This window comes from Tibeticola sediminis (assembly GCF_003843835.1).
GTDB lineage: Bacteria > Pseudomonadota > Gammaproteobacteria > Burkholderiales > Burkholderiaceae_C > Tibeticola > Tibeticola sediminis.
Map to the genome: position 1 here is coordinate 1,000,001 of NZ_RKQL01000001.1, position 25,534 is coordinate 1,025,534.

The window sequence follows — 25,534 nt, forward strand, 5'->3', positions numbered from 1 at the left end:
CATGTCCGCTCCCCTGATCCCGACCCTCCTGCGTGCGTGGTCGGTGCTCACGCGCACCCTCGACCACGCCCAGCCGCTTGCCGCCCTGCTCGCCCGCGCGTATGTGGCCGAAGGCTTCTTCCTCTCGGGCCTGACGAAGATCCGCGATTGGGACACCACCCTCGCGCTGTTCCAAGACGAATACCATGTGCCGCTGCTGCCACCAACCGTGGCGGCCGTGATGGGAACGGCGGGCGAACTGGTGCTGCCGGTGCTGCTGCTGTTCGGCCTGGGCGGCCGCTTCGCAGCACTGGGCCTCAGCGTGGTCAATGCAGTAGCCGTGCTGAGTCTGTCCGAGATCGCCCCCGCCGCCTTGCAACAGCATCTGACCTGGGGCGTGTTGCTGGCCTATCTCGCGCTGCACGGACCGGGCGCTTGGTCGGCCGATCAACTGTGGCTCAAGCCCTGGTTGCTTCGTCGCGGATGGATCGACGCATCCAAATAGCCACAAGACAGAGCCGTTCGGCGGCAGCGCCCAAGCGATCGCTCAGCCGCGCCGGATCGATGCGCTCCGTTCGGCATTCGCCATGGCCTGCTCGAGGCGCTTCGTCCATGCCAGGTAAGCCACCACGTAGGCAACGCAAATCACCTGCAACACATACGTTTGCGTCTCGAAGCCAAGCGCGAACAGAGGGGGCATGGCGGCAAAGACCACCGTACGCCAGGCCGCCCCGGCATTCGGTCCGCCCCAGATGCGCTCCCCGCGCGCCTGCCGCACGGCCAGCCAAGCAGACCACAGCGAATGAAAATGGCGCGCATCCGGCGCCGTCGGGCTGTGGCCGGCGCGAAATCGGCGCCAAGCCGAATACAGGGTCTCGGTCACCGGATGCAAAGCCGCCGCCAGGGCGAACCAGGGGCTGACCGTCGGGTGGGCGCGCACCAGAACGATCAGCAGGCTGGCACAGACGAAGCCGATCAAATAGGCCCCGCCATCCCCACAAAACAGAACGCCCCTCGGAAAATTGAACACCGCGAACCCGGCAACCGCTCCAACGGTCACGATCGCTGCGGAAAATAGGCCCAGGTCGCCATAACGCCACGCGACGGCAGCAACCGCCATCAAAACCGTCAGTGCAATGCCCGCCAACAGACCATGCAAACCGTCGACGATGTTCATCGCGTGCACGAGCCCGGCGACGGCGACCGCAGTCACCCCGAGGCTCAGCCAGGACGCATGAGCCAGTGCCGCGTCCACCCAGCCAATCCCCAGCGCCTCGATGCGCACGCCAGCCAGCCACCAAGCCGCCGCGCCGCATGCGATCGCCACCGCCAGCCGTAGCCGCACGCTCAGCGACTTTCGCACATCCTCCGTCAGGCCCAAAAGCAAAAGGGGCAACAGCGCCAGCAGCCACCCGCTCGCCCCCGCAGGAAAGGCCCCGCGAAGCGATGCCCCCAAGCACGCCGCATCGATCCCAGCCGCTGCCGCCAAGCCGGCCGCCACCGCCACGCCCCCAATACGCGGCGTGTCTTCGTCGTGCTGCTTCTGTGGCCCGTCTCCGGGCCGATCGCCCGTCAGATGCAGGTGACGGCCGCGCGTGCCCACGATCAAACCGGCCGTCAACAGCGATGCCAAAAATGCACCGCCGCCCGCCCACGCAGCGACCCGCCAAAAATCTCCAATGGAATTCATCTATCGGCTGACCCCAGGGCCGAGCGGTTGTTGAGACTGGCGCCGATCTTAGGGCAACGCTGAATAAGTCCCCGTGATGGCGCGCGCCTGGCCGCGGGATGGGATGCGAGGCGCAAACCGCAGCCATAGCTGCAGCTATGGCGAGGATTTGCAACGAAGCAGACCGCCCGCAGCCGGGATGCGCGACGCGCGAGGGACTTGTTCAGCGTTGCCTTAGAGCAACGCAAGACAGGTCCCGCGGGTACCGTGCGGCCATCACTGGGGGCTGCTTCGGCGTTACCCCGAGCCGGGTTTTCAGGCCGAACCCGGAAAGCAAAGCCCAAACGAAAAAGCCCAAGCAGTGAGGCTTGGGCCCGAGCATATGGTGGCGGAGCACGGAACCGAACCGACGCCGGATTCTCAGTTCCCATAGTAAAGCAAGGCTCTTGAGGGCGGACACCTGTACGAAACGGGCAATTCGGGATCGCGCACCGGTAGATGACTGCGCCGGCCGGCGAACCCTCTACTGGAAATCTATTGCACTAAGTGGTATGGTTTGCCGATGAGAAGAGTGTTCCGCACCCGAACCTTCACCCGCTGGATGCGGAAGGCAGGCCTGACAGATGACGCCCTCTGCGATGCCGTCTCCGAGATGGTTCAGGGGCTCATCGACGCTGATCTAGGCGGCCATGTGGTGAAGAAACGGGTCGCGCTACCTGGTCAGGGCAAGCGCGGTGGAGCGCGCACCATCGTCGCGACCAAGCTGGCCGACCGGTGGTTCTTTCTCTACGGCTTTGGAATGAACGGGCCAATATCGACAAGGACGAACTGAAGGTGCTCCAGGAGGTGGCGAAAGACCTGCTGGGGTTTGACGACCGCCAGTTGGCGACCGCCCTGGCGGCGGGCGAGATTGTGGAGGCATGCAATGGCAACGACCAAACGTAAGAGCCGTATCCTGGACGAGATGCATGAAACCGCGCGCGGGCTGCGCAGCGCCGGGTTCATCAGCAAGCGCCGCATGGGCGAGTTTGATGCGCTGTGCCATCTCGACGTCCAAGAGATGCCGCCGCAGCGGATCAAATCGCTGCGCGAGCAGGCTCACCTGAGCCAGGCGGTGTTTGCGGCCGTGCTCAATACCAGCTTGTCCACGGTGCAGAAATGGGAAGTTGGCGACAAGAAGCCGAGCGGCCCGTCCCTAAAACTCCTCAACCTGATCGAGCGCAAAGGGTTGGAGGCGGTGCTGTGAGGCTATGAAGTCCCCGGAACAAGCCATGCTCGATGCGATTGCGCGCGATATCGATCAGCATCCCGACGTGTTGCGCCCGGTCGATGCCAAACTCGCAGGGCGTTGTCGCGCACTGAGCGCAGGCTTGGACGTCGATCTCGATGTTCCTCTGCCACGCGAACTGGGCGACGCAGGCATGCCCTGGTTGTCGCGCTTGGTTTCTGCTGCGAACAGCGTTGTCATGGGGACCTCGGCGACAAGGAGAAGACGATGGACTACCCCGTGATGAGCGGATGGCAGGTTGCCCACCGCTGGAAGATCAGCACCAAGACGCTGCGGCGCTGGCGCGCGTCCGGCGAGGGGCTGCGCTGGCATAAGCTGTTCAACCTCGTCCGCTACCACAAGGCCGACGTGCTCGAGTTTGAACGCCGGGGCGCTTAGTACTGGAGCACCATCCTCGACGACGGCGAACGTGTGCCCAAGGTCGTCGCTCGCCCGCTGAAGGAAGCGCCTCCGCCGGAAGAGTCTGCCGCTGACTCCTTCTACCTCACCGTCAAGGAAGTGCTCGAAGCGACCGGGCGTCGCACAGCAACTTGGGCGTGTAGTACTGCATGCCGCTGAAGAACTGCCAAACGACGTTCTCGGTCCAGCGCTCGACGAGTTTCTCGTCGCTCACGTCGAACGCGTGCTTCAGGTACAGCAGCGCCACCATCAGGCGGATCGGCAACCGCGGCCGGCCGCGGTTGCTCACGCCAGCACCAGCCAATTGCAGCGTGGTGCCGAACAGATCCGCGCCCTCGACCACGCGGCCGGCGCGGTCCTTGTGCGCGAACGCCGGCGCCAGCGATTTCTCGATCTCATCCCACGGCATGCGCGTGGCCACTACCGCCAGCGGGTGGCGCAAGTCGATCATCTGATCCAGGCGGGCGCGGAAGAAGTCGTCGGTGGCCATCGCCAGTCAAAAACTCCCCGGAACTGCGCTCCATTGAATCACTTCCCGGGAGTTATCGCCATCGGCATTCACCCCGCCGAGCCAGTGTTCATGCGGGTTGCAGCCGAATTGCAGGCCCGACTCTGAAAAGGTTCGGACCTGGGAATCACCCTGATCCGTCGAATTCGGCCTCAGTTACCAGTTCTTGTCATCAGCAGGCTTAGGAGCCGGCTCTTGATCTTTCGGTTTCTCCGTTCGCTTTGAATCTTTGGCTGCCTGAGCCTCCGGCCGGGGACGCCGCTCTGCAGCAGAAGCTGTGCTGACGGTGTCGCCATTCGGTGATTCCGAAGAGGCGCGAGCAGCGAGCAACTGCTTCAGGAGGATCGACCCAGCTTGGACCGGCTGCTTCAGTGCTCCATCTTCCATGGTCCCATAGGAGGTCTGACTAGAAACTCGATCGATGCGAACTGTGCCAACCGGTTGCTCATTACGGCCCAAGGAGCGGCCGGTCTGGGGGTCCTTGAGCTCCTCACCCAGCAGGACAGCTTGCCACCGTTGACCCACTTTCAGCACATCTCCGCCCTGGCTCAACACCACCTGGTCGCCGCTCATAGAAACCACGGACACCGGGAAGATTTCCGTGACGATGGCTGCGCCGATCTGTGTCGCCAACGAATTCATCATTTCCTCCGACATGCTTTTGCCGTCGATCACGCGGGGCATCGTGCTCGGATCAGCCGAGGCGAGCTTGTGCTCAAAGCTGTTGGACATCACCACTTGGCCGGTCGAAGCGTTCAGCAAACGGAGGGTGATTCGTCCACCGCCCGAGTACGAGATGAGCTCCCGATCGGACATCCGTAGCTTCTGCACCGTACGAGGGTATTCAAACTGCTCGACGGTAGGAATCAGGATTAGGTCCGTCGCCAATTGTTGCCCGATACGAGCCGAATCCTGGATACGGACATTTCCGCTGCTGATGTGGTCCACCTCAGCTTGCAAATCAGCCCCAAACTCGCGATCCAGAACGATGAAGCGCTTCGTCTGAGTCAGGATGTCTGAGAGCCTGGCGCGCACTGTGCGCGCTACTTCCTCAGCCGGGACTTTCCGGTCACCAACCGCGTAAGTCGCGGTCAGCATCTTCGGCATGGCGACCACAATCTTCGGGCGTCCTTGCTCGTCCGGTGCTCGGTACTGCGCAACATCTACCTTCAGGCGCACCTTCCAGTAACTACGCATCTTCTTGTAGTGCACGTCAGACTCGTAAGAGGAGGCGCCGCGCTTGACGTCGACCTGGGCCTTCTCGCTGTAGTTGGCCGAACCGCTGAATGAGCCTGACGCGTTGGCCGAGTCAGTTCCCGACTTGGCGGTAGCGCTGCTGTTGCTGCGCACATTGGCCGAATTGCTAACCGAAGCTGACGCGGAGTAGCTATAGCCTTCGTCACTTGCCCGAACCCGCCCGATAGTTTCCTCGTCCAACTTGGTAACTTCTTCTTGAGACAGGATCTCAAAACCGGTCACGGCACCTTGGCTAGCCGCAAGGACCTTCTGAACGAAGGCCTCCCCTCGAATAGAGTCGGCGCCCCCGCTGCTGGAGGAAATTCCGAGCTCTGCCCTGAGGCTTTGCATTTGACCTGCCACACGTACACCGTTGACCTGCGCCACGGCGGACTGCAACGCAGAAACTACGGCCAACTCTTGCGTACTGCCGATCCCTTCAACCTCTCGAGTGACCTTAGTGACGCCACCGAAATCAGGAGAGCCCTTTTGCGTAGAGGCTGCTGGCGCAGGCGCGCTGGCCGCACTAGGTGCGGGCGCCTCCTCCTGCTTGCTGCAAGCAGCCAAGACTACGAGCAGGACACCAGCCAGACAGCATTTCAATTGATGCATTACGACTCTCCCTTTTCGTTGCGGTAGTTCAGGTTCAGAGCAGGCTGGTAGCGTCCTTGGGCACTTCGACGCCGTTGCTCTTGGCAAAGTCCACTGCGCTGTGAAGAACGCTCGTCAGATTCGTGACGCTCGACGGGAGGGTCTTTACGATGTAGGCGCCAGCTTGCAGCTTGCCCATTTGCAGGGGAGATATCGACGACAGCCCCGACGCGAAACCTTGCGCATCGTTGCGCATGTCCACGTACTTCTTGACTCCGCTCGCAAGTGCGACCAGCCCTTGGGCGTACTTCGCCTTGGCTTCGGCATCCTTCAACTTAGCGCCAGACTTAAGGGCTTCTGAGACTGCGGCTGCATCAGCGCTGATAACCTTATCTTGGGCCTCGATGTCCTTCGCCGAAAGCGAGTCAGAAGTAGCGGATGCATTGACAGCCTGCGCCTTGATGCCAAGCGCATCAGCGAAGTGACCGTTTGCTGTCAGCACATCCTTACCGGCGGCGACATAGCGACGGACTAGTTGATCCTGCTGTGCGCCAAGATCAGCGGACGCCTCGGACTTCTTGCCGCCGAGCATGCCGCCGAGCATGCCGCCAAATTGCGCCTGGCAGACGGGGGACAAAGTGAGGGCACCGATGGCGCAGAGGGTAATGAGGTACTTATTCACAGCGGGCTCCTATTTGGGGTTGAGGAACGTTGCCTACGACTAGGCTGGGCAATCAACGTACGCCCAGATTGGCCAGGCGAGTTGAGAGTTCTTGAGCTGCATTGCTAGCGGCGGACTTGAGGGCATTGGCCCTTGCTTCAGCCTCTGTCGGACCGACGCCTGCATAAACGATAGGGCCGACTGCTGCGCGAGTACGCGGAATGGGACGAGTCACATCCCAAAGCTTGGCATTCACAGTGACGGCGACACGCTGCAAACCAGTCTGCGGATCCTTCTCGGCCAAGCCCACGTCGAGGGTACCCAAAGCGACCAGGGGGATCTCCGACTGCTTCATAGCAGCCGCGATGTTTCGCAGGGTCTGCGGCTGAAGGTCATTCCCCGACTGGTAGTCGGCTTCAATAGCCGCGATCTTGAACTTGTCTGTTTCGACCATGGCGCCTTCAATGACGTCATAGCCCGCCTGCGAGAACGCCGAGACGAACACCTGGTTGAGGTTTGCGCTGGGCAAGATTCGCCATGAGGTCTCGCTTGCCTTGCGGGTGATGCTACCGCCGGTCTCGACAATGGCGGTACTCGTTGTGCCGGCCTTGGAAGCAACGGCGACATCAACCTCATCAGTCCTAGAGCCAGAGGTTTCGATCTGCCCCTTCTTGATCGACTCCCCCTCGCTGGTCTTCTCTTTGACCGTACTTTTTCCGGACTGGGATGCATTCGCCGTTACCTGAACAGACGCGTCGGCACGCTTGTAGACCCGATCGTCGAAGGACTTCATGCTCGCCATCTCCCGAGAGACGAACACGAAGCTCATTGCCGACTTCTCACTCTCCGCAGCCTTCCCAATCGCCGAGCTTGACTGCATGGCATTACGCAGGTTGGCAACGTTCAGTGAAGCTCGAACAACGACTGAGTACTTCAAGTCCTTTGTGTTGTCGTCCTCGGAAAGCACCACCGAATCCAAGATGTACCGCCCTGGCTCGGCGAGGACCTTTGCCCGAATTGAATCAAAGCTTGCGGCTTCTGCCTGCCCAGCCTCAGCAAAGTAGGCTTCAACGGCCTTCAGCATGGCCTCTTGTTGAGCCTTCTGCTTGACGCTAGCCGGCACTTGCTTTCGGTCGAAGGTGCCGAGTGCATCCTTGTAGTTAATAACAAACTGCCCGCGAGCTTGATGAATCTGAGCTTTGACGGGCGTGAGGAACACCAACAATGCTGCGAAGAAAGCGAAGTACTTCATTGTTTGCATAGCTTCATCAACTCCTTAACTTGGATAAGCTGGGCGGAAATGTCTTTGGCCGACGCAGCAGACTGAATCCACTTGGGGTCACCAGACTCATTGATAGCCAATGCTGTCTTGACGAACAGACCGTTCAATGCGTCGTAAAAGTGCGGTCCATCGTCAACGTACGTCTGACTGGCTGGAATGACCCGTGTCTCACCGTTCTTCAGTGCTGAACTAAAGAACAGCTTGCCGCTCAGCGGCTCCTCAATGCGAAGGTCGGCATATGCGCCATAGACGTAGCTCGTTGCACCACCGGCAACCTCAGCAAACTTGATCTTCCGGAAGCCAGACAGAGTCACGCTGATCTCGTAGTCCGGCTTGGGCAGCTTAAGCTCCCAGACCGTACCGTCCGAAACTCGAACAGACATCACATTCCCGATGGCGTAGCCCTTGGAGTACGGAACGATTGGCACACCTACTCGGGTCGAGATAGCCTCAGCCACCACGTCTGCAGCCCATGTCTGAGCATCTGAGGGGACGTCTCGAACGAATGCGGGCAGCCCTTCGTTAGCTTCGGGCTTGATCTCGACTTTTGTGACCTGTAGGAAGCGGCTCACCGACGCCGGCGGCACAGCAGCACTGAGGCTTTGCACGAACCGACTAATCAATCCAGGTTTGCCATTTGCCCCTTCAAACACGAGCTTGACTCGCGCGTCAATCTCCTCGTCTGTTGGCGCGTGATCTAGGAGGTCGACGTAGGCAAAGCTCAATGGATATGCGCGGACCACGTTCATCGACTTGAAGTCGAACACCATTGCTTGGCCGCGAATGATGACGGCAAGCTTTCTGAGGTTTCCGAATTGCTCGATAGAGACGGTCTCGTTGCCGATGACCAGAGCTGCAGCGAGCGCTTGATCACGCCCTCTGAGCGACTCGAGCTGCGTCGAGATGCGGAAGTTCTGCGGCGGGGCGTCCTTCAGCCCGACCACTAAGCGCTGGTAGATCGGTAGTCCCGCAGCCTGCTGCGCTTGTTCGTAGCGCCTTGAGTAGGGAAACCGCGTCGATATCTGAGACTCGGAGCCCAGGTACGCATACCCGGCGAGAGCCAACTCAGTCCGGTTGTCAGCTCTAGTCGGGGCTGAGATCGCCGCCAAAGCGACAACAACCATCAACGGCGCAAGGCACCGTGTCCTAATGACGGCGCTGCTGAGCCAGTCTGCTGCAGTTTCATAGCGTGATGTTGAGCTCACGCAACCTCCCTCCTATCTACTTTTTGTTTCGAAGATTCTAGCTTGTTGCCAGCAGCTCAGCTACTAGGTGGAAGTGACCTGCCCCCTTCAGCCGTACCAGTAATTCGGTTGTGGCCCTTGGGTTGAAGGTTAATGGATCTGGGCACGGATCTCGTGACGAGCGGCGTCGCCTGCCTGTTGAGGTAGTTTTTTTGTGACCGCGTGGCGCTCGGTCGCCACCGCTACAGGACTTGCCAACCACAACCGACCGCCTCTAAACCCGCGCCAACACAGGAAGTGCCCTCGCGAACGCTCGCGAGACCACCAGAGAAAACGGAGAACGGAGAGGCGGCGGTGGGGCAGAAAACGCGAGTTCTGAAGGAGCGGCGCTCGCGAGGCCATGCCTGGATACCGCGCCAACACTGGGAACAACAGACGAAAAAAACCAACCGAGAGTGGTTGGTTTTTTTGGAATTGGTGGTGCAGACGCGACCGGAATCCAACCCACTCTCTCAACGATTGAGCAATCCCGGGCAATCCTGCGGGTTGTTGTGGACGCAATGGCCTCGGCAATGAACGCCGGTCAGTCAGTGCAGGGCGGACTCTCACCTTGTGCGGCGCCGATTGACCGGTAGCGTCGCAGCCTACCATCGAGTGGTTAGCCCCAGCTATGACCGATGGCCCGCCAGCGCGTGTTGGTCAACGAGTTGGCCCGACATCCGCTGGCGTGCAGTTCACGAATTGAATCGAGTAGTCAACCGCCGGAATGACCCTGACGGAGAAGACCATCGAGTCGAGCGACCTCGTTGCCGTTGGCTGTAATCTTCTGGCCATCGGCCGTTTCGAGCAATTGCCCCTCTTTCAGGTTGATAGCCCGTCCGAACTTGTCTTCCAGCGCCGTCTTGCCGTCCTCGAATACATACAGGGTTCCACCGTCCTTGAGGAGGAACATTTTCTTGGCGCTGGCCGCTGCCGCGTCACCAGCGAACGATGGGGTTACGATGGCGCTCAGCACGGTGGCGGCGACAACAGCGGTAATCCTGGCTTTCATCTCTACACTCCTTTCAATCAAACGTGAAGGCATTTCTGTCAATGCCTTGTGCGACTGCACAGTATGTATTCTGCGAAGTATTCTGCGAAGCCACCGCTGACGGGAAGATGAGACGGCCGTTACGTATATGTCAGATTCCGTTCGGGATGGGATCGGGATTAATCGTGTGCCAATCTCAATGCATTCCTGCTCACCGAGGCGGGGGGCGCGGACTCATCGCCACATCGGTGCAAGTGCTTATGGCGATGCCGACTGGGCGCCAAGTGCGGTATCGGTGTGAGGCGGCTCAGGTGCCGTGGTCGAGAGCATTCCAGGCCTCGATAGGGATCAGGTGTCCAACGTCGGGTGGCAACCGATACGACAGACCCAGCGATCTGGGAGTGCAACCAGCACCCACCACGGCACGCGCGACGATCCTCGTGTTCAGACAAGACGGACGCCGCGCAAACGCAGCGCATTGCCGATCACCGATGCGGAGCTGAGACTCATCGCCAGGGCGGCGATCAACGGTGAAAGCAGCCAACCGGTGAGCGGATACAGCACGCCGGCCGCAATGGGAATGCCCAGTGCGTTGTAGAGAAAGGCGAACATCAGGTTCTGCTTCATGTTGCGGACCGTGGCCACTGACAAGGCGCGCGCCACCGCAATACCGCGCAGGTCACCCTTGACGAGCGTGATCTGTGCGCTGTTGATCGCCACGTCGGTGCCGGTGCCCATGGCGATACCGACGTCGGCCTTTGCCAAGGCCGGGGCATCATTGATGCCGTCACCAGCCATCGCAACGATACGCCCCTCGCGCTGCAGCCGCTCCACCAGTTGCAGTTTGTCGGCGGGCTTGACCTCGCCATGCACCTCATCGATGCCCAAGCGCGCCGCCACGGCCTTGGCCGTGGTCAGACCGTCGCCCGTGGCCATGACGACGCGCAAGCCCTCCGCGCGCAACGACGCCAGCGCTTGCGGTGTGGTCTTCTTCACCGGGTCGGCGACGGCCAGGACTGCGGCGAGCACGCCATCGACGGCCAGATACATGACGCTGGCCCCCTCGGTGCGCAGCGCCTCCGCCCGCTCGGCCAATGGCCGCACGTCCACACCGAGCTGTTCCATCAGCGCGGTGTTGCCCAGTGCCACGGCATGTCCATCGACGCGCCCGCGCACGCCGATGCCTGAGTGCGAGTCGAACTCCTCGGCGCGTGAGAGCACCAGGCCCTGCTCGCGCGCGGCCGTGACGATGGCTTCCGCCAGCGGGTGCTCGCTGCCCTGGTCGAGGCTGGCAGCCAGTCGCAAGGCTTCGCCGGCGGTGAAGCCTTCGGCTGCGATCGTCGTCTGATAGCGCGGCCGGCCCTCGGTCAATGTGCCGGTCTTGTCGACGATCAGGGTATCGACCTGGCGCATTTTCTCGATCGCGGCGGCATCGCGAAACAGCACCCCCTGCGTAGCCCCTCGCCCGGTCGCCACCATGATCGACATGGGCGTGGCCAAGCCCAGCGCGCAGGGGCAGGCGATGATCAGCACAGCCACGGCGTTGATGAGGCCAAAAACCCAACGCGGTTCCGGCCCGAACAGGCCCCAGGCAAAAAAGGTCAACACGGCGATGACCACCACCGCGACCACGAAGTGGCCCGCCACGACATCGGCCATGCGCTGCATCGGCGCCTTGGACCGCTGCGCCTGCGCCACCATCTGCACAATCTGGGACAGCATGGTCGCCGAGCCGACACGTTCGGCGACCATGACGAGCGCGCCACTGGTATTGAGCGTCGCACCGATGACCTTGTCGCCCACCCGCTTGGTCACGGGCAGGGACTCCCCCGTCAGCATCGATTCGTCCACAGCGCTGCTGCCCTCGATTACCGTACCATCTACCGGAACCTTTTCGCCGGGTCGAATGCGCAGCCGATCGCCGACATGGATGTGCGTCAGGGGCACGTCCTCTTCCGTGCCATCGTCGCGAAGGCGCCGGGCGGTCTTGGGGGCCAGTCCGAGCAAGGACTTGATGGCGGCCGAGATCTGCGAACGCGCCTTGAGTTCCAGTATCTGCCCCAGCAGGGTCAGGGAAATGATCACCGCCGCCGCCTCGAAGTACACCGCGACCCGTCCCATGGACACGAACGAGTCCGGGAACAGTTGTGGGGCCACGGTCGCCGCCACGCTGTAGACGAACGCCGCCCCGGTGCCCAGCCCGATCAGGGTCCACATGTTCGGGCTGCGATGGACCACGGACTGCCAGCCGCGCACGAAGAACGGCCGACCCGCCCACAGGACGATGGGCAGGGACAGAACGAGTTCGATCCAGGTCTGTGTGCGCGCCTCGAACCAATGCAACTGGTGGCCGAACATGGCAAGCACAGTGACCATGACGGTCAGCGGCAGGGTGCACCAGAAGCGGCGCTGGAAATCGCGCAGCTCGGGACTCTCTTCTCCTTCGAGATCCGGCAGCACCGGCTCCAGCGCCATGCCGCACTTCGGACAATAGCCGGGGTGATCCTGCCGGATCTCGGGGTGCATGGGGCAGGTGTAGATCGTGCCTGCCGCCAGCGCCGGCGCTTCGACAGACGAAGGCGCGTGGCCGCTGTGGGCATAGCGCGCCGGCTCGGCGACGAACTTCGCCCGGCACTTGGCGCTGCAGAAGTAAAAGAGTCGGCCTGCGTGCTCGACGTGGTGCTCGGACTGCGCGGTAACGTCCATGCCGCAGACAGGGTCCTTCAGACCTTCGGCCCACTGCAGTGCGCTCGGGTGGTCATGGGCGTGTCGGCGGTGTTCGTGGTCTGATCGCAGGTCCATGACTTCACGCCTCCCTGTTGGCGGGTTTGTCGGGCGGCGCACCATGCCCGCCATCGCCACCGTGGCCATGCAGCAGGTGCATCAGCGGGCACGCCAGCAGCAACAGGTATACCCAATTGCCTGCGACATGGCTCCAGTGCTCGCGCAGCAGGTAGAAGCCGCCGATGAGGGCCACCATCAGCAACGCGATCCTGACACGCCGGCTCAGGCCGGACGAGCCACGCGTGTCGGGGTGGTGATCATGATGCGTCGCGCTCATCGCCGGGTGAGGGGTTTCTTCATGGATGGGAACTGAACACTTGTGCCGACCCGTCTTTCCCAACCAGCAAGACCTGGTAGGCATCACGTCGGCCGCCATACACCGGCCCGTCCATGCCGGGTGAACCAATGGGCATGCCCGGCACCGCCAAGCCCAGGGCTTGGGGCTTTTCCTTGAGCAGCCGCTGGATGTCCGTGGCGGGTACGTGGCCTTCGATCACATAGCCCTGGATCAGGGCCGTATGGCAGGAACCGAATTTCTGCGGCATCCCGAGGCGAGCGCGGGCCGCGCCGTTGCCCTGGTCGACGGCATTCACGCGGAATCCGCTTTTCTCCAGGTGGATAATCCAGTCCTTGCAGCACCCACAGTTCGGGTCCTTCCACACCTGCACGGCAAGCGTCTGCGGTGCGGCGGCTGGTGCCAGGGAGGGAAGACTCAGCGCAAGCACCGCCAGCAGCAGCCTACGCCGCCGGGGGAACGGTTGATCACCGGTTTGGTGCATGACAAGGACTCCCGGTGATGCTGCTTACTCGACGACGATCTTGCCCGCCATGCCCGCTTCCATATGGCCGGGGACGAGGCAGGCGAAGTCCACCGTACCGGGCTGATCGAACTGCCAAACCAGCCCGCCGCGCTGGCCAGGCTGGAGCGTCACCATGTTTGGTTCGGCATGCTGCATCTGCGGCATCTTGCGCATCATCTCGGCGTGCTCTTTGAGCTCCTTCACGGAGCCGATCACCATTTCATGCGGCACCTTGCCCGTGTTCTTGACGAAGAAGCGGATGGTCTCGCCCTTCTTGACCGCGATGTTCGCCGGCGTGAACCGCATCGAGTCGTCCATGACCACCTCGATGGTGCGGTCGACCTTGGCGGGATCGCCTGGCTTGCCGACTTCGGAGGGTGATGTGCCCCCGTGCATCGAACCGTGCATGCCCTGCATGTCGTGCCCGGCCATGTCATGGCCGCCCTGATGGTCCCCACCGGCCAGCGCCAACACAGGCAAGGCGCTCAGCATCAAAACGCTCAGGGTTTTCTTCATCATCGGTTTCTCCTTAGGGTTGGTGAATAAGATCGGAGTTGCGCGTGGCGGCTTCTAGAACCACAGCCGCACACCCGCCACATACCGCGTTTCCCGGGTACGCTGTCCTTCGGCGCGCGCAAAATCGGCGGTCTGTCCGAACTTGCCAGCCCATTCGACACCGACGTAGGGCGCGAACTGGCGCGAGAACTCGTAACGCAGGCGCAAGCCCGCCGCTGCATCGGCCAGCCCACTTCCCAGGCCACGCGCTTCATCGCGCTGGCCATACAGATTGACTTCCATGCGGGGCTGCAGAATCAGGCGCTGGGTGAGCAGGAGCTCGTACTCGCCCGACAGGCGCAGTGCCGTGCGTCCCGAGCTGCCGACGTAGGCGGTGGCATCGACATTGAACCAGTACGGCGCGAGTCCCTGGATGCCGAAAGCGAGCCAGGTCCGGTCAGGCCCCGTGCCGCTGTCCTGCCGCACCCCGAGTTTGGTGTCCCAGTACGAGGCGATCGCATGGCCCCACAGGACCTCCGTGCGTGCCTCCTCCAGTTTGCCTTTGGCGACGTCACCTTCGGCCTTGAGGACCAGGCGGTCGTAGGTGCCGCCGAACCAGGCTTGCGCGTCATAGGCGGTCGCGTTCCCGTCCTTCGTGTAAACGCGCTCCAGGCGATCGAGGAGCACGCTGCCGAACGCATGTTCATCGGACAGCCGAAGTTGCCGTGGCCCGGGGAGTGCGTAAGGGCCCGACTCCAAAGTCAAGCCATTGGAATACGCGTGCGGATCACGGGCATCGGCGGGGGCGGGGCCGCCCTGCATGTTCATGCTGCCGTGGTCCATGGTGGCGCTCGCGGGCGATTCGGCTCGCGTTGGGGCTGGAGCCGTGCCCGGGTGCCCGGCATGGCCGCCGCCTTCCATCGGTGTTTGCGCCCAGACGGGTGCCGCACCGAGCAACACCAGCGCCGCAGTGAAGAGAGAACAGGGTTTCATGGCGAATCTTCTTTTGATCAGTTTCATGACACGACCACCTCGCGGAACATGCCCATGTCCATGTGCAACATCAGGTGGCAGTGCCAGGCCCAGCGACCCAGGGCGTCGGCGGTCACGAGGAAGCTGACGCGCTGCGCGGGTTGAACCGGGATGGTGTGGCGACGCACCAGGAACTGCCCGTCGGGCGTTTCCACCTCGCTCCACATCCCGTGCAAATGCATCGGGTGCGTCATCATCGTGTCGTTGTGCAGGATGACGCGCACCCGCTCGCCGTACTTCAGGTGCACCGGCGTGCTCTTGCCGAACTCGAGGCCGTCGAGCGACCAGGTATAGCGCTCCATGTTGCCGGTGAGGTGCAGCTCGATCTCGCGCTCGGCCCCGCGAGGATCGAGAGGGCCGCCGATCGTTTTGAGGTCGGCCAGCGTCAGCACGCGCCGGCCGTTGTTGCGCAGGCCAATGCCCGGATCGTCGAGATTCGTCCGGGGCATGTCCACACGCATGTCCGTGCTTGGGCCGTATTCCGTGCGCGCGTGACGGACCGTGGCGCTGGGCTTGGCCAACGCGCCGCCGGCCATGCCATGCATCGCGTGCTGGCCGTGATCCATGGCCATCGCGCCATGGTTCATGCCGGACATGTCGTGCTTCATGCCCGGCATGTCGTGGCCCATCGCCGCGTGGTCCATCGCGCCCATGGCCGAGCCGCCATGCCTCATCGCGCCGTGGTCCATCGCGCCCATCATGTCGGCCATGGTGAGCCATTCGACGGGATCGAGCGCAGGCACGGCGGCGTTCAAGCCCTCTCGCACCGCGAGCGTGCCGCGGGCGAAGCCGGTTCGATCCATTGATTGCGCGAAGATCGTGTAGGCGTCCTCTCGGGGCGTGACGATCACGTCGTAGGTCTCGCCCGGCCCGAAGCGGAACTCATCGACGGTGACGGGCTCGACGTTCTGCCCGTCGCTTTGCACCACCGTCATCTTGAGCCCCGGGATGCGCACGTCGTAGAAGGTGTTGGCCGCGCCGTTGATGAACCGCAGACGCACGCGCTCGCCCGGCCGGAACAGGCCAGTCCAATTGCCGGCAGGGGTGACGCCGTTCATCAGGTAGGTCAATGTCGCCCCCGAGAGATCGGCCAGATCGGTCGGGTTCATCCGCATCTGGTTCCACATCGCACGCTTGTCGAGTGCGCGGGAAAGCCCCATGTCGGCGACGTCGCGGAAGAAGTCAATGGCCGTCGGCTGGTGGTAGTTGTAGTAGTCGCTCTGCACCTTGAGCTTGGCGAGCACCCGCATGGGGTCTTCGTCGGTCCAGTCGGACAGCTGCACCACGTAGTCCCGGTCGGCGCGGATAGGGTCTGCCTCACGCGGCTCGACGATCAACGCCCCGTACATGCCGGTCTGCTCCTGCATGCCGGAGTGCGAGTGATACCAGTAGGTGCCGGTTTGTTCGAGACGGAACTGGTAGGTGAAGGTTTCGCCCGGGGGGATGCCCTGAAAACTGATGCCGGGCACCCCGTCCATCTGGTAGGGCAGGATGATCCCGTGCCAGTGGATCGACGTGGCTTCGCGCAGGCGGTTGGTGATGCGGATGGTGACCGTGTCGCCTTCCCGAAGTTTGAGCGTCGGCGCCGGGATGGAGCCGTTGATGGTGGTCGCCATCCTTGGTGTGCCGGTGAAGTTGACCGGCGATTCGGCGACCACCAGGTCAATATTCGTGCCGCTGAGCACGGGCGCTGCACCCGTGCGCGTGTCGGCCAGCCCCTGTGCCGCAGCACGCACCCAGGGTGACAGGCCGACCATCACGCCGCCGGCGACCAAGCCGCGCACGAAGCGCCGCCGCGAGGGCACGGACGGCCATGGTGAATGAAACGGTCTCAAAGGGGGCATGGGATCCTCGCGGAGAGTTTCTGCAGTGAGTTTCTAATTCGGCGGATGAGTGCTGGGATGCTAGGGGCGCACCGCTGTCAGGAAGCTGTCTGAACGATTACATGTTTGTCATCAATGCGTCAGGTGCGCTAAAAATCGTCACACTGGCGTTTATCGGATACGGCCGAGCATCCGCATGAAGATATTGATCGTCGAAGATGAACCCAAAACGGGCGACTACCTGCGACAAGGCTTGAGCGAAGCGGGTTTCGTGGTCGATCTGGCGCAAGACGGCGCCGATGGTCTGCACCTGGCCTTGCAGGGCGAGTACGACCTGGTCATCCTGGATGTGATGCTGCCCGGCCTCGACGGCTGGCAGGTACTGCAGTCCTTGCGCCATCGCGGCCTGCAGATGCCGGTGCTGTTCCTGACCGCACGCGATCAGGTGGAAGACCGGGTCAAAGGCCTTGAACTCGGTGCGGACGACTATCTGGTCAAGCCTTTCTCCTTTGCCGAATTGCTGGCCCGCGTGCGCACGATCCTGCGCCGGGGGCGCAGTGGCAACGAGAGCACCGTGCTGCGCGTGGCCGATCTCGAACTGGACCTGCTGCGCCGACGCGTTTCACGCGGCGGGCGACGGATCAGTCTGACTGCCAAAGAGTTCGGCTTGCTGGAACTGCTGATGCGCCGTCATGGCGAGGTCCTGCCCCGCTCGCTGATCGCCTCGCAGGTCTGGGACATGAATTTCGACAGCGATACCAATGTGATCGAGGTGGCCATCCGGCGCTTGCGCGCGAAGATTGATGAGGGTCATGAGGTCAAGCTGATCCACACCGTACGTGGCATGGGTTACGTATTGGAAGCACCGGAGGAGCGCTGAATGTTTCGCTCCCTGTCACTGACGACCCGGCTCACCCTCTTCTTTACGTTGGCGGCTGCGGCTGTGGTGTTTGGATTGGCCTTGTTGGTCATCGCTGCATCCGAGCGGCATTTCATCGAGCTGGATCACATGGCGCTGCAGGACAAGCAGCACCTGATCGAGGATATTTTGGCGCGATCCAATTCGGCCGAGGACGCCAAGTGGCTGCTGCGTGAGGCATTGAGCCACCATCACGGGCTGTACGTCAGCGTCCATGATTCGAAAGGTGAAACGCTCTTCCAGTCCGAAGGATTTCGCCTCCCGCGCGAACTGTCACCGGCGGATGAAGGCAACGGCAACGACGCGCTGATCCATTGGGCCGACGAAGGGCAGGCGTTTCGCGGGATGCTTGTCCGGGTTATTCCAGCCTATGACGCAACGACGCGGCTGGACATCCTCGTTGCCATGGACACGGCGCATCACACACGGTTCATGCTGGAGTTGCGGCGCACCCTGATGACCTATGCCGTCGTGACGATCGTCATCTGTGGCTTGCTGAGCTGGTTTGCCGCGTACAAGGGGCTGGCGCCATTGCGTGCCATGAAATCCAGAGCCACCACGCTCACGAGCCAGCGGCTGTACCAGCGCATGCCCGTCGAGGCGGTACCCATCGAAATGGCCGATCTGGCTCACGAACTCAACAAGATGCTGGACCGGCTGGAAGACGCGTTCACGCGACTGTCGGAGTTCTCGTCGAATCTGGCGCATGAGCTGCGCACCCCCCTGAGCAACCTGCTGACCCAGACCCAGGTCGCGTTGGCTACCCGGCGGGATGCCGATACCTACCGGGAGATCCTGGCTTCCAATGCCGAGGAACTGCAGTGTCTGGGCCGCATGGTGTCCGATATGCTGTTCCTGGCCAAGGCCGAACGCGGGATGATGCTGCCGAACCGGGAACGTTTCTCGGCAGCCGAGGAAACGCACGCCCTGATCGAGTTCTATGAGGCGGTCGCCGAGGAGAAGGGCGTCAGACTGGCTCAGCGTGGTGAGGGCGAGATCGTCGGTGATCGCTTGATGTTCCGCCGTGCCCTGAGCAATCTGCTTTCGAACGCGCTGCGCCACACCCCGCCACATGGCGAGGTCACGATCGAGATCAGCCAGTCTTCCCAAGCCACCCGGGTGAGCGTCGAGAACACCGGCGAGGACATCGACCCGAGGGTACTGCCGCGCCTGTTCGATCGGTTTTACCGTGCTGACCCATCGCGGTCACATCCGGAAACCGACGGCGCAGGGCTGGGATTGGCGATTACCCGCGCCATTATGCAAACCCATGGAGGATCGATCAGCGTGACGTCCGCGCAGGGCAGGACCCGGTTCTGCCTGGAGTTCCCAGGCGGAACCTGATGAGGTGAAGCAGTTGGGGCGAGCCAGCCCAAGGGCCTTTGGTCTGTGCGCTTTCGCAGAGGCAATGGCCCCGATCGCTGTTGAACCGACCGGGCTGACGGCTCCCGATCACGGATCAGCGTGAACGCTACGAAGAGTTTGAGAGAACTCGGGGGCGTGATCATGCGCCGGGGCCCGGTGCCATGGAGCGGCTTTGCCGTCATGTACCGAGGTGGCCTTGCTCTTGGCGATCCACGTCCTGACCGAGATCATGACTCGGACATGCGCTTTGCAACCACCTGCGCGCGAAAACCTCGGCCGGCTCCGGACGGGCGAAGTAATACCCCTGTGCTTCGTCGCAACCCAATGCCAGCAAGTGTTCCGCCTGCGCTGCCTCTTCCACACCTTCGGCCAGGGTCTTGAGGCCGAGGCTCTTCGCCATGGCAACGATGGCGGACACAATGGCGAGATCGTTGCGATCGGTCAGCATGTCCCGCACGAACGAGATGTCGATCTTCAGTTTATGAACGGGAAATCGCTTGAGGTAAGCCAGTGAGGAATACCCGGTGCCGAAATCATCGATGGACAGCGCAAACCCGGCCGAGGTCAGGGCGCGCGTGACCCTCCATCACCGAGATCGCGGCAGCCGAGAGCATTGACCGGGGGCATGCAAGTCGGATCGCGCAACTGACCCGGCTTGCACCTGACATCGTCGAGGCGTGCGTGGTGGAAAAGGCAGTCGGGCTTGTGCTGGAGCGCCTGATCCGGCGAGCCTTGCCATTGGATTGGGCAGCGCAGCGTGAAATTCCAGGGCGGGAATTCAGTCGTTGATATTGCCGGGGCGGCATGTCCCGCGCTCGCCTGCTTCAGGCACCGAGGCGCAGGATGCGCCGCGCACCGTTCAATACCAGCAGCGCGATGAGCGAGCCAATCACCAAATCGGGGTAACGCGATCCTGTCCAGGCGACCAACGCCCCGGCCGCGATCACCCCCAGGTTTGCCAGCACGTCGTTCGTGGAGAAAATCCAGCTTGCCTTCATGTGAGCGCCGCCTTTTCGATGACTGGAGATCAAGACAAGGCAGGTAACGTTTGCAATGAGCGCAACGAGCGCGATCCCCATCATGAGCGGTGGCTCGGGCTCGCTACCAAAGACGAAGCGGCGCAGCACCTCGGACATTGCGCCGAGCGCGAGCAACAGTTGCAGCCAGCCTGACAACCGCGCCGCCTTCAGCTGGTGCCCGGTAGGACGGCCGACGGCGTAGAGCGCGAGCCCGTAGACGGCGGCATCCGCGAACATGTCCAGTGAGTCAGCCATGAGCCCCGTGGACTGCGCAATCCACCCGATCGTCACTTCGACGACAAACATGGCGGCGTTGATGGCAAGCAACCATTTGAGAGCGCGAGACTCTTGCTCGGAGGACGGCTGGCTGTCGCTTTGCCCATCGACAGTGTGCGGGCCATTCGATTCAGTTGACGCAATGAGACGGGCGCCCAAGCCGAGACTTTCAAGCTTGCTTGCAATGGGTTCGACGGGGCCGTCGTGAAAAACACGCAACTCGCGCTTGCCAAGATCGAACTCGAGTGCGGCCAGCCCGCTCGTATTCTCGAGCGCGAGCCGGATCATGCGCTCCTCCGAAGGGCAGTCCATCTTCGGCACCGAGAACAGACTCATCCTTCCCGTCCCGGTCGGCGTGGCACCCGTCATGGACTCCGCCTTCCGCTCGGACGCACATCCGCAGGATTTCTGGCATTCATCAGTCATAGTCATTGGTCCTTGATTCTTCTCGTTCCTGATCCGGCGAGGCTCTTGCAGAAACCAGCAAGCATCCGGAGGGTATTTTGAGATTTAACACTCTATAGCTACTATAGAGTCAAGTCGATGATAAAAAGGGGTTGCAGCTATGCAGATCGGAGCGCTTGCCCGGCAAACCGGGTGTCCGATTCAAACGATTCGCTTTTATGAGCAGGAAGGACTCCTGCCGCCCCCGTCCCGGAGCGCGGGCAATTTCCGCTTATATGGCGACGCGCACGTCGAACGCTTGCTTTTCATTCGCCGCTGTCGTTCGCTGGACATGACGCTCGACGAGATTCGTGTGCTGTTGCGCCTCAAGAACGTGCCAACCCAAGATTGCAGTGAGGTCAACCGTGTTCTTGAGGCACACATCGAGCAGGTCGCGGTGCGTATCCAGGAACTGAGCGCACTTGAGCAGCAGCTCAGATCCTTGAGGGAAATGTGTTCCGAAGGCAGAAGCGCCGAACAGTGCGGCATCCTGTGCGAACTGTCTCAACCAGTATCTGCCGCCGAGCTCGCCGTACCTTGATGCAAGACGAGGTGAGCAGTGCAGATTCGGTAACCAACGGCCGACCAATTCACAATCGCAACCCGGAAGCCGGAAACCCGCGCCAGTGCTGGCTCTGGCTCGGTGAACGCTCACGAGCCCAGCAGAGAAAAACGGCAGCAGAGAGGCGAGAAGTACTCCGAAACGGCGTCGTTTGGCGGTGCAGCGCTCACGAGGCAACGGGCCGGAACCGCGCCAACACTGGCGCTCAGGGCAAAAAAATCCCAACCGATAAGGGTTGGGATTTTGGGTTTTGGTGGCCTGGGGCGGAATCGAACCACCGACACGCGGATTTTCAATCCGCTGCTCTACCAACTGAGCTACCGGGCCAGAGCTGGAATTGTAGCATCATCCACACGCTGCTTCGAACGCCTACCCGCCGGCGGGCGACCGTGCATCCTCAGTCTCCGTTGACCCGCTTGGCGCGGGAGAGGTCGACCCCGAGCTGCTTGAGCTTGCGATACAGGTGCGTGCGTTCGAGGCCGGTTTTCTCAGCCACCCGGGTCATGGACCCGCCCTCGCGGGCGAGATGGAACTCAAAGTAGGCTTTCTCGAAAGCGTCGCGGGCGTCGCGCAAGGGTCGGTCCAGGTCGAAGGTTTGGCGTTGGGCGGGGCCGAGGTCTTCGGCGTTGGCGAGCCTCTGTCCTCCGGTCATCGCCTCTTGGACGGAAAGGTCAGCGCCCGAGCGGGCCGTCGAGGCAGCGAAGGGTTCGCGCTCGGTCTTCTTGGTGGCCAGCGGCGTGCGGTGCGTCAAGCCTTGCTCAACCGCTTTCAGCAGTTTTTGAAGGGTGATGGGCTTTTCAAGGAAAGCGAGCGCCCCGATGCGCGTGGCCTCGACCGCGGTTTCGATCGTGGCGTGGCCACTCATCATGATGACCGGCATGTCGAGCATGCTCTGGGCCGCCCACTCTTTGAGCAAGGTCACGCCGTCGGTATCGGGCATCCAGATGTCGAGCAGCACGAGGTCGGGGCGGTAGCGCAGCCGCGCCTCACGCGCCTGGGCGGCGTTTTCGGCCAACTCGACGGCGTGGCCCTCGTCGTTGAGGATTTCCGAAAGCAAATCCCGAATCCCGAGCTCGTCGTCGACCACCAAAATGTTTGCCATGTCTCGTCTGTGTGTGGGGCGCGCTCAAGGGTCTGGATCAGCCCTTGCCTCCCGCGTCGAGGGGGAATGATAGCGACACCTGCGCACCCTCGACGCGACCGTCGGAGCTGCGGTTGGAGATGTCGACACGTGCGCGGTGTTCATCGGCAATTTTCTTGACCACCGCAAGCCCGAGCCCCGTGCCCTTCGGCTTTGTCGTGACGTAGGGCTCGAACGCGCGCTTGAGGGTCGATTCGGAAAAACCGCAACCGGTGTCGGCGACCGTGAGGCGCACGCGCCCTGCAGCCGCAATCCACTGGGTGCGGATCTCGATGCCGCCGGGTTCCCCGCCGCTTTGCCGCGCCGCATCGCAGGCATCCTGCGCGTTTTGAATCAGGTTGTGCAGGACTTGGCGCAACTGCTGGGCATCCCCGACGATCGGTGGACATTGCGGGTCGAGCCGAACGGAAATGCGACGGTGCGGCTGAGACGGGTCGTTTTCATACATCTGCAAGACCTCGTGGACGAGCGCATTGAGGTCGAGCGGCTTGAGGTCTGCCGTGGGGAGGCGCGCATAGTCGCGAAATTCGTTGACCAAGCGCTTCATGGCATCGACCTGATCGACGATGGTCTTGACGGACTTGACCAACACGGCGCGGTCGGCGGGATCGAGCTTGTCGGCCAGCTTGCGCTCGAGGCGCTCAGCCGACAGTTGGATGGGGGTCAAGGGGTTCTTGATTTCATGCGCGAGGCGGCGCGCCACCTCGCCCCAGGCACGGGCACGCTGCGCCGAGACGATTTCGGAGATGTCATCGAAAACCAGCAGGCGGTTTCCATCGGGCAACAAGGCCCCGCGCACCACCAGCGTGACGGACTGTTCATCCTGTCCGTGGCCGGTGGTGTGGAGCTCATAGGTCTGTTGCCAATGATCCAAACCGTGGGTCTCGCGCTCGCCTTCGAAGGCATCGAATTGCGCCGCGACCCAACGACCGAGCGCCTCGAGCCCGGGAATCTCGGCAAGCGCCGAGCCCCGGTGCGCCGAGACATCGAGCCGCAGGATGCGATCCGCGCCCGGGTTGCTCGAGCGAACGCGGCCTTGGCGGTCGAGCACGATGACGCCAGCCGTGAGGTTGTCGAGGATGGTCTGCAGGCTGGCCCGTGCGGCTTCAAGCGCGCCGAGATGGGTTTCCGCCGCGGTTCGCGCCTCCGCGAGCTGTTCGGTCATCGTCGCAAACGAGCGGGTGAGGCCGCCGAGTTCATCCTTGCCGGGCATCGCGGTGATGGGCGTGAGGTCGCCCGCAGCCACGCGTCGCATGCCATCGGCCAGAAAGATCAGCGGGCGCACGAGTTGGTTGCCGAGCAAGACCGCCAACAAGACCGCGCCAAAGAGCGCCAGGAACAGCGTGAGGGTCAAGGTGCCGATGTACATGCGCCGCAGGCCCTCGCGTCCCAGGGCGCGTTCCTGATACTCGCGGTAGGCTTCCTGGACCGCGAGCGCATTGGCGACGAGCGAAGGCGGCAACACCTGGGTGACCTGCAGATAACGCGGCTCGGCTGTCAGGCCGAAGCTCTGCGGTACCACGACGGCAAGCGCGCGGATCCGAGCCTGCGCCGGCGACGTCTGAGCGGCGGTGGCCTCATCGAAGCCCTCTAACTGCGTGACGACCCGCTGGCTGCGTGCCAGACGCAATTGCTGCGTGGTCGGCCGCTCGGGCCTCAGCTCATAGCGCGACTGACCGGAGCTGGCGATGAGTTGCCCCGACGCACTCCAAAGCACGACGTCGCTGACCTCGAGCTGCTCGCGCAGCCGCTCCAGCGCGAGCGCTGCCGCCGTGTCACTCAAAGGCGCCAGTTGGGCCGCCGCAGCGCGGGTTTTGCTTGCCAGGTCCTGGCTGAGCGCGTCGAGGGTCGCGCGGCCGAGGTTCAAGCCGGCTTCGAGCGCGCCCTCGACTTTGATGTCGAACCAGCTCTCGATCGAGCGCGAGACGAACTGGTAGGAGACGACGTAGATCAGCATGCCCGGGAAGAATCCGACGAGCGCGAAGATCGTCGCGAGCTTGACCAGCAAGCGGCTGCCGAATTTGCCCTGGCGCAGGCGCCGCCAAAGACGCAGGGCGGCCCACAGCACGAAAGCGGCCAAAAACCCGGCGACGACGATGTTGAGGACGAACAGGCGCAGGTAATTGCGCTCGTACAGTTCACGGTTGTTCGTGGCCTGCGCTAGCAGAAAGAGGAGCACCAGCCCGATCCCAACCACCATCACGGCGGCGACAAGCAAAGCCCACCGGGCGCGCGCGGAAGCCTCGGCACGCGACCCTGGCCCGGCGCCTGCGTGGCTCATCGAGCGTCCTCCGGCAACCGCTCGCTGCGGGTCACGGCCAAGCTCCAGTCCGACTGTCCGGCAGTTCCGATTTGAAACGGCCGGGGAAGCTGCGAGACGTCGAGCGCAAAGCGGAATTCGACCCCGTAGCGCACCCCGGGCTCGATCATGCCCGCATCGGCAATGCGCCAGCGTGAGAAGCGGCCGATGGCAGACAGCGCTTCTTCGAGCGTCTCATGGCTTTGCGCGAGACTCACACCGAGCACGGCGCTGGTCATCGGCTCCGCAGCCATGTTGATGCGCCAACGACGCGTCAAGGGCTGAAACGCCAGCCGCAGGTAGCGCCGCACCGACGCGACCTTGCTGTCGTACCAATACCAGCGCTCGCGCCGCAAATCCGCCTCGGCGACGAAATACAGAGGCACCCCGCGACGCGCCGCATCCTCCACCGCCGCCGGCAGCCGAAGCTCAACCTGGGCGCTCAAAAACACGCCTTGATCCGAACGCTCGAGCTGAAACTGGCTGATGTGCAGCGGCGGCGCATCGGCCCATGCCGCTGCAGCCACCAGCAACTGGCCGATCGTAAGGACGACGAGACTCAGGCAGCACTGAATCAGGCACGGGGAAGCGCGGCGTACCCGGAACGGGTTAAGGCAACGCTGAACAAGTCCCTCGCGCGTCGCGCATCCCAGCTGCGGGCGGTCTGCGTCGTTGCAAATCCTCGCCATAGCTTCGGCGATGGCTGCGGTTTGCGCCTCGCATCCCATCCCGAAGCCGGGCGCGCACC

The 25,534-nt window shown here is 62.6% G+C and carries 25 protein-coding genes, 1 tRNA gene and 1 pseudogene; 8 read left to right on the plus strand and 19 right to left on the minus strand.

The window, feature by feature from the left end:
* The first annotated feature begins 1 nt into the window (after position 1).
* Positions 2-484, plus strand: a complete 483-nt coding sequence (locus EDC62_RS04625) for a DoxX family protein (RefSeq protein WP_124220920.1) — start codon at positions 2-4, stop codon at positions 482-484.
* A gap of 42 nt (positions 485-526) precedes the next feature.
* Here the strand turns inward: EDC62_RS04625 and EDC62_RS04630 are convergent, their stop codons facing one another.
* Positions 527-1,669, minus strand: a complete 1,143-nt coding sequence (locus EDC62_RS04630; protein ID WP_124220922.1) for a glycosyltransferase family 4 protein — start codon at positions 1,667-1,669, stop codon at positions 527-529.
* Between the two features lie 550 nt (positions 1,670-2,219).
* Between EDC62_RS04630 and EDC62_RS04635 the strand changes: the two genes are divergently transcribed.
* The 4 genes from EDC62_RS04635 to EDC62_RS04650 all read left to right on the plus strand — a co-directional run bounded on the left by EDC62_RS04635 (position 2,220) and on the right by EDC62_RS04650 (position 3,314).
* Positions 2,220-2,480, plus strand: a complete 261-nt coding sequence (locus EDC62_RS04635; RefSeq protein WP_245968737.1) for a type II toxin-antitoxin system RelE/ParE family toxin — start codon at positions 2,220-2,222, stop codon at positions 2,478-2,480.
* A gap of 93 nt (positions 2,481-2,573) precedes the next feature.
* The gene (locus EDC62_RS04640) at positions 2,574-2,894 is read left to right on the plus strand and encodes a helix-turn-helix domain-containing protein (RefSeq protein ID WP_124220924.1); all 321 of its coding nucleotides are present in this window, start codon (positions 2,574-2,576) and stop codon (positions 2,892-2,894) included.
* A gap of 25 nt (positions 2,895-2,919) precedes the next feature.
* Complete coding sequence (locus EDC62_RS04645) at positions 2,920-3,159, plus strand: AbrB/MazE/SpoVT family DNA-binding domain-containing protein (RefSeq protein ID WP_148089182.1); 240 nt, start codon at positions 2,920-2,922, stop codon at positions 3,157-3,159.
* Entirely contained in the window at positions 3,144-3,314 is a 171-nt protein-coding gene (locus tag EDC62_RS04650; RefSeq protein ID WP_124220928.1) for a MerR family transcriptional regulator, read from the plus strand. Before EDC62_RS04645 ends, EDC62_RS04650 begins: the two co-directional genes overlap by 16 nt.
* 127 nt (positions 3,315-3,441) lie before the next feature.
* Here the strand turns inward: EDC62_RS04650 and EDC62_RS04655 are convergent.
* The 12 genes and pseudogenes from EDC62_RS04655 to EDC62_RS04710 form a co-directional block, all read right to left on the minus strand.
* Positions 3,442-3,825: pseudogene (locus EDC62_RS04655) on the minus strand (transposase); the annotation flags it as partial.
* Between the two features lie 174 nt (positions 3,826-3,999).
* The gene (locus EDC62_RS04660; RefSeq protein ID WP_124220932.1) at positions 4,000-5,691 is read right to left on the minus strand and encodes a CsgG/HfaB family protein; all 1,692 of its coding nucleotides are present in this window, start codon (positions 5,689-5,691) and stop codon (positions 4,000-4,002) included.
* 34 nt (positions 5,692-5,725) lie between these two features.
* Positions 5,726-6,352, minus strand: coding sequence for a hypothetical protein (locus EDC62_RS04665; protein ID WP_124220934.1), 627 nt, complete (start codon positions 6,350-6,352; stop codon positions 5,726-5,728).
* Positions 6,353-6,404: 52 nt separating this feature from the next.
* Complete coding sequence (locus EDC62_RS04670; RefSeq protein WP_124220936.1) at positions 6,405-7,583, minus strand: hypothetical protein; 1,179 nt, start codon at positions 7,581-7,583, stop codon at positions 6,405-6,407.
* Positions 7,580-8,737 (minus strand): hypothetical protein, encoded by a 1,158-nt coding sequence (locus EDC62_RS04675; RefSeq protein WP_124220938.1) that lies wholly within the window; start codon positions 8,735-8,737, stop codon positions 7,580-7,582. The genes EDC62_RS04670 and EDC62_RS04675 overlap by 4 nt, the downstream gene beginning before the upstream one ends.
* 814 nt (positions 8,738-9,551) lie before the next feature.
* Entirely contained in the window at positions 9,552-9,848 is a 297-nt protein-coding gene (locus EDC62_RS04680) for a CopK family periplasmic copper-binding protein (RefSeq protein WP_124220940.1), read from the minus strand.
* 423 nt (positions 9,849-10,271) lie between these two features.
* Entirely contained in the window at positions 10,272-12,629 is a 2,358-nt protein-coding gene (locus tag EDC62_RS04685) for a heavy metal translocating P-type ATPase (RefSeq protein WP_124220942.1), read from the minus strand.
* Between the two features lie 4 nt (positions 12,630-12,633).
* A complete protein-coding gene (locus tag EDC62_RS04690; RefSeq protein WP_207895076.1) occupies positions 12,634-12,888 on the minus strand; it encodes a DUF2933 domain-containing protein in 255 nt (84 codons plus the stop codon).
* A gap of 19 nt (positions 12,889-12,907) precedes the next feature.
* Positions 12,908-13,390, minus strand: a complete 483-nt coding sequence (locus EDC62_RS04695; protein WP_124220944.1) for a DUF411 domain-containing protein — start codon at positions 13,388-13,390, stop codon at positions 12,908-12,910.
* Between the two features lie 24 nt (positions 13,391-13,414).
* A complete protein-coding gene (locus tag EDC62_RS04700) occupies positions 13,415-13,927 on the minus strand; it encodes a cupredoxin domain-containing protein (RefSeq protein WP_170159012.1) in 513 nt (170 codons plus the stop codon).
* A gap of 54 nt (positions 13,928-13,981) precedes the next feature.
* Positions 13,982-14,899 (minus strand): copper resistance protein B, encoded by a 918-nt coding sequence (locus EDC62_RS04705; protein WP_170159009.1) that lies wholly within the window; start codon positions 14,897-14,899, stop codon positions 13,982-13,984.
* Positions 14,900-14,922: 23 nt separating this feature from the next.
* Positions 14,923-16,782, minus strand: coding sequence for a copper resistance system multicopper oxidase (locus EDC62_RS04710; protein ID WP_124220951.1), 1,860 nt, complete (start codon positions 16,780-16,782; stop codon positions 14,923-14,925).
* 175 nt (positions 16,783-16,957) lie between these two features.
* On the opposite strand from EDC62_RS04710, the gene EDC62_RS04715 reads away from it, so the two are divergent.
* On the plus strand, positions 16,958-17,641 hold the full coding sequence (locus EDC62_RS04715; RefSeq protein WP_072756547.1) for a heavy metal response regulator transcription factor: 684 nt from the start codon (positions 16,958-16,960) through the stop codon (positions 17,639-17,641).
* Complete coding sequence (locus EDC62_RS04720; protein WP_124220953.1) at positions 17,642-19,024, plus strand: heavy metal sensor histidine kinase; 1,383 nt, start codon at positions 17,642-17,644, stop codon at positions 19,022-19,024.
* Between the two features lie 199 nt (positions 19,025-19,223).
* On the opposite strand, the gene EDC62_RS04725 is transcribed toward EDC62_RS04720, so the two are convergent.
* Both EDC62_RS04725 and EDC62_RS04730 read right to left on the minus strand, forming a co-directional pair.
* Positions 19,224-19,613, minus strand: a complete 390-nt coding sequence (locus EDC62_RS04725; protein WP_082438493.1) for an EAL domain-containing protein — start codon at positions 19,611-19,613, stop codon at positions 19,224-19,226.
* Positions 19,614-19,869: 256 nt separating this feature from the next.
* Positions 19,870-20,766 (minus strand): cation efflux transmembrane domain-containing protein, encoded by an 897-nt coding sequence (locus EDC62_RS04730; protein WP_072756553.1) that lies wholly within the window; start codon positions 20,764-20,766, stop codon positions 19,870-19,872.
* 139 nt (positions 20,767-20,905) lie between these two features.
* Between EDC62_RS04730 and cadR the strand changes: the two genes are divergently transcribed.
* On the plus strand, positions 20,906-21,325 hold the full coding sequence (gene cadR, locus EDC62_RS04735) for a Cd(II)/Pb(II)-responsive transcriptional regulator (RefSeq protein ID WP_037989410.1): 420 nt from the start codon (positions 20,906-20,908) through the stop codon (positions 21,323-21,325).
* Positions 21,326-21,597: 272 nt separating this feature from the next.
* Here the strand turns inward: cadR and EDC62_RS04740 are convergent.
* The 4 genes from EDC62_RS04740 to EDC62_RS04755 form a co-directional block, all read right to left on the minus strand.
* Positions 21,598-21,673 (minus strand) — tRNA-Phe (locus EDC62_RS04740).
* Positions 21,674-21,743: 70 nt separating this feature from the next.
* Positions 21,744-22,448 (minus strand): response regulator, encoded by a 705-nt coding sequence (locus EDC62_RS04745; protein ID WP_124220957.1) that lies wholly within the window; start codon positions 22,446-22,448, stop codon positions 21,744-21,746.
* Between the two features lie 37 nt (positions 22,449-22,485).
* On the minus strand, positions 22,486-24,768 hold the full coding sequence (locus EDC62_RS04750) for an ATP-binding protein (RefSeq protein ID WP_124220959.1): 2,283 nt from the start codon (positions 24,766-24,768) through the stop codon (positions 22,486-22,488).
* Entirely contained in the window at positions 24,765-25,313 is a 549-nt protein-coding gene (locus tag EDC62_RS04755) for a DUF4390 domain-containing protein (protein WP_245968761.1), read from the minus strand. Before EDC62_RS04755 ends, EDC62_RS04750 begins: the two co-directional genes overlap by 4 nt.
* Positions 25,314-25,534: the final 221 nt, after the last annotated feature.